Source organism: Streptomyces vulcanius (genome assembly GCF_042653945.1).
GTDB lineage: Bacteria > Actinomycetota > Actinomycetes > Streptomycetales > Streptomycetaceae > Streptomyces > Streptomyces mangrovi.
Genome location: NZ_JBHSFK010000019.1, coordinates 151,943 through 167,009 on the forward strand (window position 1 = coordinate 151,943; position 15,067 = coordinate 167,009).

At 71.4% G+C, this 15,067-nt stretch carries 12 protein-coding genes; 11 read left to right on the forward strand and 1 reads right to left on the reverse strand.

The genetic code is table 11. The annotated features are described in order from the left end of the window. The first annotated feature begins 225 nt into the window (after nt 1-225). From leuS to ACFPIH_RS27955, 10 genes are all read left to right on the forward strand, one after another. Entirely contained in the window at nt 226-3,111 is a 2,886-nt protein-coding gene (gene leuS / locus ACFPIH_RS27910) for a leucine--tRNA ligase (RefSeq protein ID WP_381172904.1), read from the forward strand. A 129-nt stretch (nt 3,112-3,240) separates the two neighbouring features. Then, on the forward strand, nt 3,241-4,020 hold the full coding sequence (locus ACFPIH_RS27915; RefSeq protein ID WP_381172901.1) for a hypothetical protein: 780 nt from the start codon (nt 3,241-3,243) through the stop codon (nt 4,018-4,020). 108 nt (nt 4,021-4,128) lie between these two features. Beyond that, nucleotides 4,129-4,974: a DegV family protein gene (locus ACFPIH_RS27920; RefSeq protein ID WP_381172898.1), complete on the forward strand. Its 846-nt coding sequence runs from the start codon at nt 4,129-4,131 to the stop codon at nt 4,972-4,974. A 101-nt stretch (nt 4,975-5,075) separates the two neighbouring features. Then, entirely contained in the window at nt 5,076-6,014 is a 939-nt protein-coding gene (locus ACFPIH_RS27925; protein WP_381172896.1) for a ComEA family DNA-binding protein, read from the forward strand. Continuing rightward, nucleotides 6,011-8,740 (forward strand): ComEC/Rec2 family competence protein, encoded by a 2,730-nt coding sequence (locus ACFPIH_RS27930; RefSeq protein ID WP_381172894.1) that lies wholly within the window; start codon nt 6,011-6,013, stop codon nt 8,738-8,740. The genes ACFPIH_RS27925 and ACFPIH_RS27930 overlap by 4 nt, the downstream gene beginning before the upstream one ends. A gap of 4 nt (nt 8,741-8,744) precedes the next feature. After that, nucleotides 8,745-9,620: an arylamine N-acetyltransferase family protein gene (locus tag ACFPIH_RS27935; RefSeq protein ID WP_381172892.1), complete on the forward strand. Its 876-nt coding sequence runs from the start codon at nt 8,745-8,747 to the stop codon at nt 9,618-9,620. 156 nt (nt 9,621-9,776) lie between these two features. Next, nucleotides 9,777-10,658 carry a YceI family protein gene (locus ACFPIH_RS27940; RefSeq protein WP_381172890.1) on the forward strand — a complete coding sequence of 294 codons (882 nt, stop codon included), beginning with the start codon at nt 9,777-9,779 and terminating at the stop codon, nt 10,656-10,658. Nucleotides 10,659-10,680: 22 nt separating this feature from the next. Further along, nucleotides 10,681-10,926, forward strand: a complete 246-nt coding sequence (locus ACFPIH_RS27945) for an RNA-binding protein (protein ID WP_381172888.1) — start codon at nt 10,681-10,683, stop codon at nt 10,924-10,926. A gap of 81 nt (nt 10,927-11,007) precedes the next feature. After that, nucleotides 11,008-11,994: a DNA polymerase III subunit delta gene (holA, locus tag ACFPIH_RS27950; RefSeq protein WP_381172886.1), complete on the forward strand. Its 987-nt coding sequence runs from the start codon at nt 11,008-11,010 to the stop codon at nt 11,992-11,994. Between the two features lie 78 nt (nt 11,995-12,072). Next, nucleotides 12,073-12,468, forward strand: coding sequence for a nuclear transport factor 2 family protein (locus ACFPIH_RS27955; protein ID WP_381172884.1), 396 nt, complete (start codon nt 12,073-12,075; stop codon nt 12,466-12,468). Between the two features lie 191 nt (nt 12,469-12,659). Here the strand turns inward: ACFPIH_RS27955 and rpsT are convergent, their stop codons facing one another. Then, the gene (gene rpsT / locus ACFPIH_RS27960) at nt 12,660-12,926 is read right to left on the reverse strand and encodes a 30S ribosomal protein S20 (RefSeq protein ID WP_381172882.1); all 267 of its coding nucleotides are present in this window, start codon (nt 12,924-12,926) and stop codon (nt 12,660-12,662) included. A 198-nt stretch (nt 12,927-13,124) separates the two neighbouring features. Here rpsT and lepA point away from each other — a divergent pair, with 198 nt between their 5' ends. Further along, nucleotides 13,125-14,993 carry a translation elongation factor 4 gene (lepA, locus tag ACFPIH_RS27965; RefSeq protein ID WP_381172880.1) on the forward strand — a complete coding sequence of 623 codons (1,869 nt, stop codon included), beginning with the start codon at nt 13,125-13,127 and terminating at the stop codon, nt 14,991-14,993. Nucleotides 14,994-15,067 lie beyond the last annotated feature (74 nt).

Sequence of the window (15,067 nt, forward strand, 5' to 3'; positions counted from 1 at the left end):
CCAGAGGGGATACGGATCTCCGTCGCGGCTTGCTCAAGGCCTGCGGTACCCTAACGCCATGCGTGCCGTACGCCTCCTGCTTAGCGGGCCGCGCTGATCAGTCCCGAACCCCGGTGGACCGGACGGTTCGGCATCGGCGCGGCGCCCCCTCCTGTGTGAGGGGATTTTTCGTTTCCAGGGAAGTCGCAGCCGCTGGCAGAGACGATCGATGGAGCTTTGAGGATCATGAGCGAGACGAACCCCGCTGCCGCCGAGGTGGCCGCGCCGCACCGCTACACGGCGGTCATGGCCGCCGAGATCGAGGCACGCTGGCAGGACTTCTGGGACGCCGAGGGCACGTACGCCGCTCCCAATCCCAAGGGTGACCTGGAGGGCGACCCCACGGTCGTCGCCCGGCCCGAGAAGTTCATCATGGACATGTTCCCATACCCCTCCGGTGCGGGCCTGCACGTCGGCCACCCTCTGGGCTACATCGCGACCGACGTCTACGCGCGCTTCCAGCGCATGACCGGCCACAACGTCCTGCACACCCTGGGCTTCGACGCCTTCGGCCTGCCCGCCGAGCAGTACGCGGTGCAGACCGGCACGCACCCGCGTGTCTCCACCGAGGCCAACATCGAGAACATGAAGTCCCAGCTGCGCCGGCTGGGCCTGGGCCACGACAAGCGCCGGTCGTTCGCCACGATCGACCCGGACTACTACAAGTGGACCCAGTGGATCTTCCTGCAGATCTTCAACTCCTGGTACGACGACGAAGCCGACAAGGCCCGCCCGATCGCCCAGCTGATCGCCCAGTTCGAGTCCGGTGAGCGCGCGGTACCGGGACACACACGCGCGTGGAGCGAACTGACCGCCATCGAGCGCGCCGACGTCCTGGGCGAGTTCCGGCTGGCCTACGCCTCCGACGCGCCGGTCAACTGGTGCCCCGGCCTGGGCACCGTGCTGGCCAACGAGGAGGTCACCGCCGACGGCCGCTCCGAGCGCGGCAACTTCCCCGTCTTCAAGGCCAAGCTGCGCCAGTGGAACATGCGCATCACGGCCTACGCCGACCGGCTGCTCGACGACCTGGAGGCGCTGGACTGGCCCGAGGCCATCAAGCTGCAGCAGCGCAACTGGATCGGCCGCTCCGAGGGCGCCCGCGTCGACTTCCCCGTCGACGGGGAGCACATCACCGTCTTCACCACCCGCCCGGACACCCTGTTCGGCGCGAGCTACATGGTGCTGGCACCCGAGCACCCGCTGGTCGACAAGTTCACCCCGGACACCTGGCCCGAGGGCACCCACGACGTGTGGACCGGCGGCCACCCGAACCCGGCCGAGGCCGTCGCCGCCTACCGCGCACAGGCCGGCTCCAAGTCCGACGTCGAGCGGCAGGCCGAGGCCAAGGACAAGACCGGCGTCTTCACGGGCGTGTACGCCACCAACCCGGTCAACGGCGAGCTGATCCCCGTCTTCATCGCCGACTACGTGCTGATGGGCTACGGCACCGGCGCGATCATGGCCGTCCCGGCCGGCGACCAGCGCGACTTCGAGTTCGCCCGCGCCTTCGAGCTGCCGATCACCTGCATCGTCGAGCCGACCGACGGCCGTGGCACCGACACGTCCACATGGGAGGACGCCTTCGGGTCGTACGACGCGAAGATCATCAACTCCGCCAACGACGACATCTCCCTGGACGGCCTGCCCGTCGCCGAGGCCAAGGCCCGCATCACCGAGTGGCTGGCCCGCAAGGGCATCGGCGCGGGCACCGTCAACTTCCGGCTGCGCGACTGGCTGTTCAGCCGCCAGCGCTACTGGGGCGAGCCCTTCCCGATCGTCTACGACGAGGACGGCGTCGCCCACCCGCTGCCCGAGTCGATGCTGCCGCTGGAGCTGCCGGAGGTCGAGGACTACTCGCCGCGCACCTTCGAGCCGGACGACGCGGACACCTCGCCGGAGACGCCGCTGTCCCGCAACCAGGACTGGGTGAACGTCACGCTGGACCTGGGCGACGGCCGTGGTGCACGCGCGTACCGCCGCGAGACCAACACCATGCCCAACTGGGCCGGCTCCTGCTGGTACGAACTGCGCTACCTGGACCCGCACAACAGCGAGAAGCTGGTCGACCCGGAGATCGAGCGGTACTGGATGGGCCCGCGCGAGAGCCGGCCGCACGGCGGCGTCGACCTGTACGTCGGCGGCGCCGAGCACGCCGTGCTGCACCTGCTGTACGCCCGCTTCTGGTCCAAGGTCCTGTACGACCTGGGGCACGTCTCCTCCGCGGAGCCGTTCCACAAGCTGTTCAACCAGGGCATGATCCAGGCCTACGTCTACCGCGACAGCCGTGGCTTCCCGGTACCGGCCGACGAGATCGAGGAGCGCGACGGCGCCTTCTTCCACGCGGGCGAGCCGGTCAGGCGCGAGCTGGGCAAGATGGGCAAGTCCCTGAAGAACGCGGTCACCCCGGAGACGATCTGCGCCGAGTACGGCGCCGACACCCTGCGTCTGTACGAGATGGCGATGGGCCCGCTGGACGTCTCCCGGCCGTGGGACACCCGCGCCGTGGTCGGCCAGTACCGCCTGCTGCAGCGGCTGTGGCGCAACATCGTCGACGAGGCCACCGGCGAGGTCACCGTCGTCGACACCGAGGACGCCGACATCGACGCGGCCACCCTGCGGGCGCTGCACAAGGCGATCGACGGCGTGCGCCAGGACCTGGAGGGCCTGCGCTTCAACACCGCCATCGCCAAGATCACCGAGCTGAACAACCACCTGACCAAGGTGGGCGGGGCGCTGCCGCGCACCGTCGCCGACGACCTGGTGCTGCTGGTGGCCCCGCTGGCCCCGCACATCGCCGAGGAGCTGTGGCGCAAACTGGGCCACTCCGACTCGGTCGTCCACCAGGACCTGCCGGTCGCCGACCCGGCCTACGCCGTGGACGAGAGCGTGACCTGCGTCGTCCAGATCAAGGGCAAGGTCAAGGCCCGGCTGGAGGTGTCGCCGGCCATCTCCGACGAGGAGCTGGAGAAGGTGGCCCTGGCCGACGAGGGCGTGGTCAAGGCACTGGGCGGGGCGGGGATCCGCAAGGTGATCGTGCGGGCGCCGAAGCTGGTCAACATCGTTCCGGCGTAAGGCCGCACGTCAGTGTCCTTCCCGGCCCCCTAGGGGTTCCGTGCGGGCAGGTTCGGGGTTCTCCTGGAACTCCGGGCCTGCCCGTCTCGTTTACGGTGGGAAGAGCGAAGTGGACCGGAGGAGGAGCACGTGGAAACAGTGGTCGCAGTCTTCGCCCTCCTGGTCGTGCTGTTCCTGGCACTCGGCGCCTACGCGACCGTGAAGGCGGTCGGTGCCGCCAAGCGCGGGGTGGACCGCACCATCGACCAGGCCCGCCGCACGGTCGAGCACCACACCCTGCGGGCCAAGTCCTTCGCCCAGCCCGGCCCGGTAGGCGAGATCGCCCAACTCCGGCTCGGCCTGCGCACGTCCATGCGCGCCACCCAGGACGCGCTGCACGCGGGCGTGTCGGAGGACGAGTCGCTCAAGGAGTCCCTCGGCCTGTTCAAGCGGCTCAGCGAGCACGGACACGAACTGGACGGCGAACTCAAGCGCCTGGAGTCCGAGCCGGACCGGGCGAAGCTCGCCGAGCGGCTGCCCTCGCTGCGCGAGCGCACCGAGCGGATCACGAGCTCGGCGGACTCACTGCGCTGGGCGGCCCAGGACCGCGCCCGCCGCTTCGCCGAGGACGACCTGGACACCCTCAGCGCCCAGATCGACGTCGAGGCGGGCGCCCTGCGGCACTGGACCACCTCGGACACCCCGGGCACCTCGGACACCCCGCGTGCCTCGGGCACCCCGGCCTCCGCGCAGACACCGCCCGCGTGGCCGCAGGCCCCGGCCGACGATCGCGCGGCCAAGGACCAGACCTGGCCGGAGGCGCCCGGCTCGGGTACCGCGCAGGAACCGACCCGGCCAGCCATCACCCCGCCGGGAAAGCGCCCCACCTATCCCTGGCAGAAGAAGCCCCGGCCCGAAAGCACGGCCTGACCGGGCCGCGTTGTGCCGTCTGCGAGCGGTTCCGGTTTCGGTCAAGGGCCGTCCAGGCGGGAGGGGCCGGGCTGCCGTCCGAGGGCTACGCCAGGTAACCTCCAGCTCATGTCCCGCCATGTCGCGATCGTCACGGATTCCACGGCCTACCTGCCGCAGCGGACGATGGAGCGCCACGGCATCACCACAGTGCCCCTGACCGTCGTACTGGGCGACCGGGCGCTGGAAGAGGGCACCGAGATCTCGACCCGTTCCCTCGCCCAGGCGTTGCAGAAGCGACGCCCCGTCACCACCTCGCGCCCCAGCCCCCAGCAGTTCGCCGAGACCTACCGCAAGGCCGCCGAGGCGGGCGCCACCGGAATCGTCTCGCTGCACCTGTCCGCCGAGTTGTCGGGCACCTACGACGCCGCGGTCGCCGCGGCGCGGGAGGCGCCGGTGCCGGTGCGGGTGGTGGACACCGGCATGGTCGCGATGGCGCTCGGCTTCTGCGCGCTCTCCGCGGCCGAGGCCGCGGAGAACGGGGGCACGGTGGACGAGGCGGTCACGGCCGCGGAGAAACGGGCCGGCGCCACCTCCGCCTACTTCTACGTCGACACCCTCGACTATCTGCGCCGCGGCGGCCGGATCGGCGCCGCCCAGGCCCTGTTGGGCTCCGCCCTCGCGGTGAAGCCGCTGCTCCAGCTGGACGGGGGGCGCATCGACCTCCTGGAGAAGGTAAGGACCGCGTCGAGGGCCATCGCGCGCCTGGAGGAACTCGTGGCGGACCGGGCGGGCAGCGCGCCGGTCGACATCGCGGTACACCATCTCGCGGCCCACGAGCGGGCGTCCGCCCTCGCGGACCGGCTGCGGGCGCGGGTGCCGGGGCTGGCGGATCTGCATGTGAGCGAGGTCGGCGCGGTGATCGGGGCGCATACGGGGCCGGGGTTGCTGGGAGTTGTGGTCTCGCCCCGCTGACCCTCACTCGTGTGGGTGGCCGAGTTATCCACAACTGGGTGGCCGTCCACGGAATTTGACCAAGATCATCATGAATCGGCGAAGTGTCCGATCCTCGAGGCATGGCACTTCGATCACGCTCACGCACACGCATCCCCCACGCGACCAGCGGCCCTGGGCGGGGACTTGGCTCCGACAGCCGTGTCCGCCCCCGCCGTCCACCCGGCCCGGGCCGCGTCCGGCAACGCCCCGCCCCGGCGACCGAACTACGGCGCCGAGCGGAGGTGTTGTTCGCGGCGCGGGATGAGGACGGACCCGGTCCGCCGTCGGAGCTGCCGGATGCGCCGAGTCCACCCCCTCCTCGGGAAGGCGCCCCGCCAGGGGACTGGCGTGAGCGGGCCGGGGCGGCTCTGCGGGAGCGGCTGCCGGTGTGGGTGCAGGCGCGCTGCGGCATGGAGCGCGGGAGCGTGCTCGCGCTCACGGCGGTGCTGGTCGTCGCGGCCGTCTTCGCCGTGCAGCACTTCTGGACCGGCCGCACCCAGCCCGTGCGGGCCCCGGAGGTGGTGCGGGCGGCGGCACCCTACGACGTGACGGAACGGAAGGGGACGCCCGAGCCCACGGCCTCGGCCGGAGCCGGCGTGGAGATCGTCGTGGACGTCGGCGGCAAGGTCCGCCGGCCCGGCATCAAGCGCCTTCCGGCGGGTTCCCGGGTGGTCGACGCGCTGAGCGCGGCCGGTGGGGTGCGGCCGGGTACGAACACCGACGGTCTCAACCGGGCGCGGTTCCTCGTGGATGGGGAGCAGGTCGTCGTGGGGGGTCCGGCGCCGCCCACCGCGGCGGCGGTCGGGGGAGCGGCCGCCGGGCCCGCGGCCCCTGTCTCCCTCAACACGGCCACCGTGGAGCAGCTCGACGCGCTGCCGGGCGTGGGCCCGGTGCTGGCGCAGCACATCGTCGACTACCGCACCCAGCACGGCGGATTCCGCTCGGTGGACGAACTGCGCGAGGTCAACGGCATCGGCGAGCGGCGCTACGCCGACCTGCGGAACCTCGTACGGCCATGAGGCGCGGGGACGGGACGGGGCCGGCGGTCGGCGAGGTCGCCCCGAGCGGGACGGGGCCGACGGTCGGCGAGGTCGCCCCGAGCGGGCCGGACTCCTCTTTCTTCCGCCGCCGCAGGGCCGTGCACGCCGCTTCCGGCAGTCGCCTGGGCGATGCCAACCCACGCCAGGAAGGACCGGCCGATCTGCGTCTGCTGCCACCCGCGCTCGCGGCCTGGGCGACGGCCGCGCTGACGCTGGACGCGGCGCCGAAGGTGGTGGGCGCGGTCGCGGCCGTGGGGCTGGTCGCCGCGATCGTCCTACTGGGCCTGGGCCTGGGCCTGGGCCTGGGACGAGGGGCGTCGTGGTCGGTGGGCGAGCGGGCCCCCGTGGGTTCGCGCGGGGCGCCGGGCAGCTCGCGGACCAGGTCCACCGTGCGGGCCCGGCGGCGCTCCTGGCCGCGGGCCACCGTCGCCGCCTCGCTGCTCTGTGTCGCCGCGGCGGCCGTCTCGGCCGGGCTGCACGGGGCCGACCTGCGGCGGGGGCCGGTGCCCGGGCTGGCACGGGAGTACGCGAACGTCACCGCCGAGGTCGAGATCACCTCCGACCCACGGCTGACCCGGCCCCGGGTCAGAGGCGACCATGTGACTCCGGACGCCGTGCTGGTCCACGCGGAGGTGCGCGGCGTCGAGGGGCCGGACGGGACGGCGGCCGGTACCCGGGCACCGGTGCTGATGATCGTGGACGCCCGTGCCCTCGCCGGTGGGCCGCAGAAGCCCTCGCCGTGGCTCGGTCTGTTGCCGTCCACGCGGGTGCGGGTGTCCGGGCGGCTGGCTCCCGCGCTGACGGGAGGCGACCGGATCGCGGCCGTACTGCGGGTACGGGACCGTACGGCACCGGAGGTCGTGCGGGAGCCGTCGGCAGCGCAGCGGACGGCCGGACGACTGCGGGCAGGGCTGCGGGAGGCGACCGACGGACTGCCGGCGGATGCCCGGGCGCTGCTGCCGGGACTTGTGGTGGGGGACACCGCACGGATCACGCCGGAGCTGGACGAGGCGTTCAAGGAGACCGACCTCGCCCACACGCTGGCCGTCTCCGGCAGCAACCTCACGATCATCCTCGCCCTGCTCCTCGGGCCGCCGGGGCTGGCCCAGCATGTCGAGCGCCGGGGCCTCGCGCCCCGCCTGGGCATCCCGCTGCGGGGGACCGCGGTGCTCGGCGGGGCGCTCACGCTGGCCTTCGTCGTGGTGTGCCGGCCGGATCCGAGTGTGCTGCGGGCCGCCGCCTGCGGAGCCGTGGTGCTGCTCGCCCTCGCGACCGGTCGCCGCAGGTCACTGCTGCCCGCGCTGGCGGCGGCGGTCCTGGTGCTCGTGCTGTACGACCCGTGGCTGGCCCGGAGTTACGGGTTCCTGCTGTCGGTCCTCGCCACGGGCGCCCTGCTGACGCTGGCGCCGCGCTGGAGTGCCGCGTTGCGCGGGCGGGGGGTGCCGCCCCGGCTGGCGGAGGCGTTGGCGGCGGCGGGCGCCGCGCAGGCGCTGTGCGCGCCGGTCGTCGCGGTGCTGTCGGCGCGGGTGAGCCTGGTGGCGGTGCCGTGCAATCTGCTCGTGGAGTTCGCGGTCGCGCCCGCCACGGTGCTGGGCTTCGGGGCGCTGGCGACGGCTCCGGTGGCGATGCCGGTGGCCAGAGCGCTGGCGTGGGGCGCGAGTTGGCCGGCCGGGTGGATCGCGGGAGTCGCGCGGGCCGGGGCGGCGCTGCCGGGTGCGGGAGTCGACTGGCCCGGCAGCTGGGCCGGTGCCTTGCTGCTCGCCCTGGTCACGGCGGTGGTGGCGCTGCTCGGGCGACGGCTGCTGGGACACCCGTGGCTGTGCGGGGGCTGCGGGCTGTTGCTGCTGCTCGCCGTGGTCCAGCCGGCGCCGCTGACCCGGGTGGTCACGGGCTGGCCGCCGCCGGGCTGGCGACTGGCGATGTGCGATGTCGGGCAGGGCGACGCGATGGTCCTCGCGGCGGGCGAGGGCACCGGCGTGGTGGTGGACGCGGGGCCCGATCCGGAGCCGGTCGACCGGTGTCTGCGCACGCTGGGCATCACCAGGGTGCCGCTCGTCGTCCTCACCCACTTCCACGCCGACCATGTGACCGGGCTGCCGGGTGTGCTGCGCGGGCGGGCCGTGGGCGCGATCGAGACTACGGGGTTCGAGGAGCCGCCCGACCAGGTGGAGTTCGTACGGGAGGAGGCTCGGGAGCGGCGGATTCCCGTCGTGCCGGCCGTGGCGGGGGAGCGGCGGTGGGTCGGTGGTCTCGAATGGGAGGTGCTGTGGCCTCCCCCGAGCTCCCGGCCGGGCTCGGCCCCGGGGGGACCCCCGTCGAGTCCGGTGCTCGAGCCGGACGGGCCGAACGACGCGAGTGTGACCCTGCTCGTGCGCTCGGCAGGGCTGCGGATGCTGCTGCTCGGGGACCTCGAACCCCCGGCCCAGCGGGCGCTGGCACGATCCGCGCCGGCGGCCTCGATCGGCGGGGTGGACGTGCTCAAGGTGGCCCATCACGGCTCGGCCTACCAGGATCCTGACCTGATACGCGCGGTGGCGCCGAGGCTCGCGCTCATCTCGGCCGGCGCGGACAACCCGTACGGCCATCCGGCGCCCGGTACGGTCGCGGCGCTGCGGGCGACGGGGGCGGCGGTGCTGCGGACGGACCAGGACGGCGCACTCGCGGTCGTGGGTACGGGCGGGGCGCTGCGGGTGGCGCGAGACTGAGGTCATGACACCCGCACGGATCGATTCCCGCCTGGATGCCCGTCTTGTCGATGCCTATCTGCGCCGTCTCGGGGTCGGGCAGTCGGCCTGGCCCACCTTCGACGTACTGCGTGAGCTGCACCTGCGGCATCTGCAGATGGTGCCCTTCGAGAACCTGTCGGTCCATCTCGGCGAGGAGATCGTGCTGGAGGAGCGGTGGCTGGTGGAGAAGGTCACGAAGAGACGGAGAGGAGGGTTCTGTTACGAGCTGAACGGCGCGTTCGGCGCGCTGCTCTCGGCGCTGGGGTTCGAGGTGACACGGCTCGCGGCGCGGGTGTACGGGGAGGAGGGGCGGCTCGGGATCCCCTACGACCACATGGTGCTGGTGGTGCGGACCGTGGACGCGGGGGAGTGGCTGGCCGACGTGGGGTTCGGGGCGCACAGCCACTACCCGCTCCGCTGGGAGGCGCGCGGTGAACAGGAGGACCCCGGCGGGCTGTTCCGGATCACCGAGGCCGGGGCGGACGCGGCGGGGGTGAAGAGCGGGCCGGGCAGGTCGGCGGAGGCGGCCGACCTGGACGTCGTGCGCAACGGGGTCCGCGAGTACCGGCTGGAGGCGCGGCCGAGGGCGCTGGGGGACTTCGTGGCGGGGGCCTGGTGGCACCGGACGTCTCCGGGGTCGCACTTCACGCGGTCGCTGGTCTGCTCGCGGGTGACGGAGGAGGGCGGGCGGATCACCCTGAGCGGACGCCGGCTGAAGGTGACGGCCGCCGACGGAGGGAGCGAGGAGCAGGAGCTGGTGAAGGACGAGGAGGTGCTGGAGGTGTACCGGGAGCGGTTCGGGATCGAGTTGGAGCGGGTGCCGGAGGTGCGGGCCGGGGACAGCGGGCGGACGGGATAATTCCGGATACAGCCGGGCACAAGGGGTTACTCATGCGTAGTGTCGGCAGATGTGTTGGTTTCCCGTGATGTGGTCCTCTGTTGCCTCGAAAGCCGCATCGGTGATCGAATGCGTCTTCGTTAACAGGTGGAGTCGAGTCGCGCAGGGGTGGCGTAGATGATCAGCCGTTGGCTGGGAAACCGTACGAACCGAATACAGCGGGCGAGTCCCCTCGCGGCGGTCCGGACTCCGGAGAACGCCGGGGTGCTGAGCTGCCGGGTGCTCGATCCGGTCAACGAACCGGTGCCGAACGCGGAGTTCGCGGTGAGCGACGCGATGGGGCGCAAGGTGGTGAGCGGCGGAACGGACCCGTTCGGGGCGTTCATGACGACCGTGCCGGCCGGGGAGTACCGGCTCGCCGTGTCCGCCGAGGGGTACACGCCCTACCGGGTTACCGCGACGGTCGGGGAGAACACGCTGGCCTCGCTCGGCGATGTGACGCTCCAGGTGGCCAGGCCGCCGGAGCTGCCGGAGCCCGGGGACTGGGAGATCGAGCAGACGCATTCGTCGATCGGGTTCACCGCGCGGCACATCGGGCTCGCCCGGATCCACGGGCGGTTCAACTCCTTCGCGGGGGCGGTGCGCATCGCGGACCGGATGGAGCAGTCGGCGATGCATGTGGTGATCGACGCGGCGTCCATCGACACGAACGTGAAGATGCGGGACGACCATCTGCGGTCGGCGGACTTCCTGGACGTGGGGCGGTATCCCACGCTGGAGTTCTACAGCGACCGGTTCGCGCACAAGGGCGGCAACCGGTGGGCCGTCACGGGTGCTCTGTCCCTGCACGGGGTGACGCGCACGGTCACGCTCGACGCGGAGTACCTCGGGCTCGGCACCGGCATGGGCGGCGAGGCGCGGGCGGCCTGTCGGGCGCGTACCGAACTGCACCGGGACGACTTCACGGTGAGCTGGCAGACGATGCTGGCGCGGGGCATCGCGGTGGTGGGGCCGAGCATTCGGATCGAGCTGGATGTGCAGATCGTGCCGAAGGGCTGACGGCGCGGAGGAGAATCGCTCCGTGAGTGATGTGAGACATGTGCTGGTGCTGCCCGACCGTGACGCCGCGGAGGAGGTGGTGCGGGAGCTTGCCGAGCGGTTCGGGGTGGTCGAGGAGCCCCGGATCGTCCGCGATGCGTTGGCGGGGGAGGACGACGCGGAGGACGCGCAGTGGTTGGTGGTGCTGGGGGATGAGACGGGGGTGCTGGACGCGGGGGCGTTGGACGAGTTCGCGGGGGAGTGGGAGGGGTGGCGCGAGGAGCCGTAGCTGCGGGGAGCCGTAGCCGCGGGGTGGGTACGCTCGCTTGCGCCGGCCGTGTTGTCAGTGGCTCGTGCCATGCTTGGCGCAATGGCCAGGAAGACTGCGAATGACGACCCTCTTGCTCCGGTGACGCTTGCCGTGGGCCAGGAGGACCTCCTGCTCGACCGTGCCGTGCGGGAGGTGGTGGCCGCCGCCAGGGCCTCCGACGCCGACACGGACGTACGGGACCTGACCCCGGACCAGTTGCAGCCCGGCACGCTCGCCGAGCTGACCAGCCCGTCGCTCTTCGCGGAGCGCAAGGTCGTGGTCGTACGCAACGCGCAGGACCTGTCCGCCGACACCGTCAAGGACGTGAAGAACTACCTCGGGGCGCCGGCCGAGGAGATCACGCTCGTGCTGCTGCACGCCGGCGCGGCCAAGGGCAAGGCGCTGTTGGACGCCGCGCGCAAGGCGGGCGCGCGGGAGGTGGCCTGTCCGAAGATGACCAAGCCGGCGGACCGGCTGGCCTTCGTCAGACAGGAGTTCCGGGCCACCGGGCGGTCCGCCACGCCCGAGGCCTGCCAGGCGCTCGTCGACTCCATCGGCAGCGATCTGCGGGAGCTGGCGTCCGCGGTGACGCAGCTGGTCGCCGACGTCGAGGGGACCATCGACGAGGCGGTCGTGGCGCGGTACTACACCGGGCGGGCGGAGGCGTCGAGCTTCACCGTCGCCGACCGGGCGGTGGAGGGGCGGGCCGCCGAGGCGCTGGAGGCGCTGCGCTGGTCGCTGGCCACGGGGGTTGCGCCGGTACTGATCACCAGCGCGCTCGCCCAGGGCGTCCGGGCCATCGGCAAGCTGTCCTCCGCGCGCGGTGGCCGGCCGGCGGATCTCGCAAGGGAGTTGGGCATGCCGCCGTGGAAGATCGACCGGGTCAGACAGCAGATGCGGGGGTGGACGCCCGACGGTGTGTCGGTCGCGCTGCGGGCCGTGGCCGAGGCGGACGCGGGCGTGAAGGGCGGCGGGGACGACCCGGAGTACGCCCTGGAGAAGGCGGTCGTGGCCGTCGCGAGGGCGGCCCGTTCCAGAGGACGTTAGGCGGGCGGGGGAGGACAATCGTGCGTGACAGCCGTATATCGCCGGACTTGGACCGGTCTGGGAAAGGTGGCGATCTCCATGGCTGAACACCCGCACGCCATGCTCGTGCGCAGAGGATACGAGGCCTTCGTCCGAGGGGACATGGACGCCCTGCGCGGGATGATGACCGGGGACTGTACACACCACGTACCCGGCTCCCACCCGCTCTCGGGCGACTTCAAGGGCACGGACGCGATCATCGACATGTACGGCCGGCTCTTCTCCGAGACCGGCGGGACGATGCGCGTCGAACTGCGCGACATCCTCGTCGACGACCGGGGCCACGCCGTCGCCGTGCACCGCTTCAGCGCCGACCGGAACGGCAAACACATGGACGACACCGGATGCATCGTCTTCCGGATCGTCGGAGACAAGATCAGCGACCTCGACGAATGCCTGGCGGACATCGAGAAGGCCAACGCGTTCTGGTCATGAACCAGCAGGCATGCTTGAGGCCCGGGTCTCCCGTCCGGGCAAGGACGGGAGACCCGGGCCTCAAGATCAAGCTGTTGGACCCGCGCCCGCGTGGCGAACGCAGGTCGCGCGCGGGTCCGAGGGTGCCGGTCGGGGGCGGATGAGAGAGGGCCCGCCCTGATTCCTTCCGGCGATCAGATCAAGGAAAGGGTTCAGCCCTTGAGGGACGTGACCTTGGTGGCCAGCGCCGACTTCTTGTTGGCGGCCTGGTTCTTGTGGATGACACCCTTGGAGACGGCCTTGTCGAGCTGACGCGCGGCAGCGCGCTGGAGCTCGGTGGCCTTCTCGACGTCACCCGCGGCAGCGGCCTCGCGGGCCTTGCGGATCGCGGTCTTGAGGGAGGACTTGACGGCCTTGTTGCGCAGCCGCGCCTTCTCGTTGGTCTTGATCCGCTTGATCTGGGACTTGATGTTCGCCACGAAGTAAGCCTCTTCTGTTTCCTGGTTTCCGACGTGTCCCGCGCTGAGAGGGCATGAGACACAGCTGTCCACGTTACCAGCGGACCCGAGAACGGCCCAAACCGGCCCCCGGTCCCCGCCCGTGGGACCATGGAGCCTACGTATCGATCCGACCCGAGCCGCTGACCCCTGCGGATATCTCAAGAATCAGGACCCTGCGTGCCCGCGACCCCTAACAATGTGCCCGAGCCGAGCCGTACCGACCCGGCTCTGATCCGCAACTTCTGCATCATCGCGCACATCGACCACGGCAAGTCCACCCTCGCCGACCGGATGCTCCAGCTGACCGGGGTGGTCGAGCAGCGGCAGATGCGTGCTCAGTACCTCGACCGGATGGACATCGAGCGCGAGCGCGGCATCACGATCAAGTCCCAGGCGGTGCGGCTGCCGTGGGCTCCCACCCACGACAAGAACGACACGCACATCCTCAACATGATCGACACCCCGGGGCACGTCGACTTCACCTACGAGGTCTCGCGGTCGCTCGCGGCCTGTGAAGGGACCGTTCTCCTCGTCGACGCCGCCCAGGGCATCGAGGCCCAGACCCTCGCCAACCTCTACCTGGCGATGGAGAACGACCTCACGATCATCCCGGTGCTCAACAAGATCGACCTGCCGGCCGCGCAGCCCGAGAAGTTCGCGGCGGAACTCGCGAACCTCGTCGGCTGCGACCCCGACGACGTGCTGCGGGTGTCCGCGAAGACCGGTGTCGGTGTGGACGCGCTGCTCGACAGGGTGGTCCGGGACATTCCGGCGCCGGTCGGCGTCGCGGACGCCCCCGCCCGCGCGATGATCTTCGACTCGGTGTACGACTCGTACCGGGGCGTGGTCACGTACGTCCGGGTCATCGACGGTCAGCTGAGCAAGCGCGAGCAGATCAAGATGATGTCCACCGGCGCGACGCACGAGCTGCTGGAGATCGGCACGAACTCGCCCGAGATGCTGTCGGCGGACGGCCTCGGCGTCGGCGAGGTGGGCTATCTGATCACCGGTGTGAAGGACGTCCGCCAGTCGAAGGTCGGCGACACCGTCACCAGTCGGCAGAAGGGGGCGACCGAGGCGCTCGGCGGGTACAAGGACCCCAAGCCGATGGTCTTCTCCGGTCTGTATCCGCTGGACGGCTCCGACTACCCCGAGCTGCGCGAGGCGCTGGACAAGCTCCAGCTCAACGACGCCGCCCTCGTCTACGAGCCGGAGACCTCCGCCGCCCTCGGCTTCGGCTTCCGCGTCGGCTTCCTCGGCCTGCTCCACCTCGACGTGATCCGCGAGCGGCTGGAGCGCGAGTTCGGTCTCGACCTGATCGCCACCGCGCCGAACGTGGTCTACCGGGTGGTGATGGAGGACGGCAGCGAGCACACCGTCACCAACCCGAGCGAGTTCCCCGAGGGGAAGATCGACGAGGTGTACGAGCCGGTCGTACGCGCCACCATCCTCGCGCCGACCGAGTTCATCGGCTCGATCATGGAGCTGTGCCAGACCCGGCGCGGCACCCTGCTCGGCATGGACTACCTCTCCGAGGACCGGGTCGAGATCCGCTACACCCTCCCGCTCGCCGAGATCGTCTTCGACTTCTTCGACCAGCTGAAGTCGAAGACGCGCGGTTACGCGTCGCTGGACTACGAGCCCACCGGCGAGCAGACCTCCAGCCTGGTCAAGGTCGACATCCTGCTGCACGGCGACAAGGTGGACGCGTTCTCGGCGATCACCCACAAGGACGCCGCGTACGCGTACGGGGTGCGGCTCGTCGCCAAGCTGCGCGAGCTGATCCCGCGGCAGGCCTTCGAGGTGCCGATCCAGGCCGCCATCGGCTCCCGGGTGATCGCCCGCGAGACCATCCGCGCCATCCGCAAGGACGTCCTCGCCAAGTGCTACGGCGGTGACATCTCCCGTAAGCGGAAGCTGCTGGAGAAGCAGAAGGAAGGCAAGAAGCGGATGAAGATGGTGGGTTCCGTGGAGGTTCCGCAGGAGGCCTTCATCGCCGTCCTCAGCAGTGACGACGGCGCCGGCGCCGGCAAGGGCAAGAAGTAGCCGCGCGGCACGTCGGAATATGGGGCCCGTCACGCGTCGGCGTGGCGGGCCCCGTGCCCTTGTTCAGGTGAAAG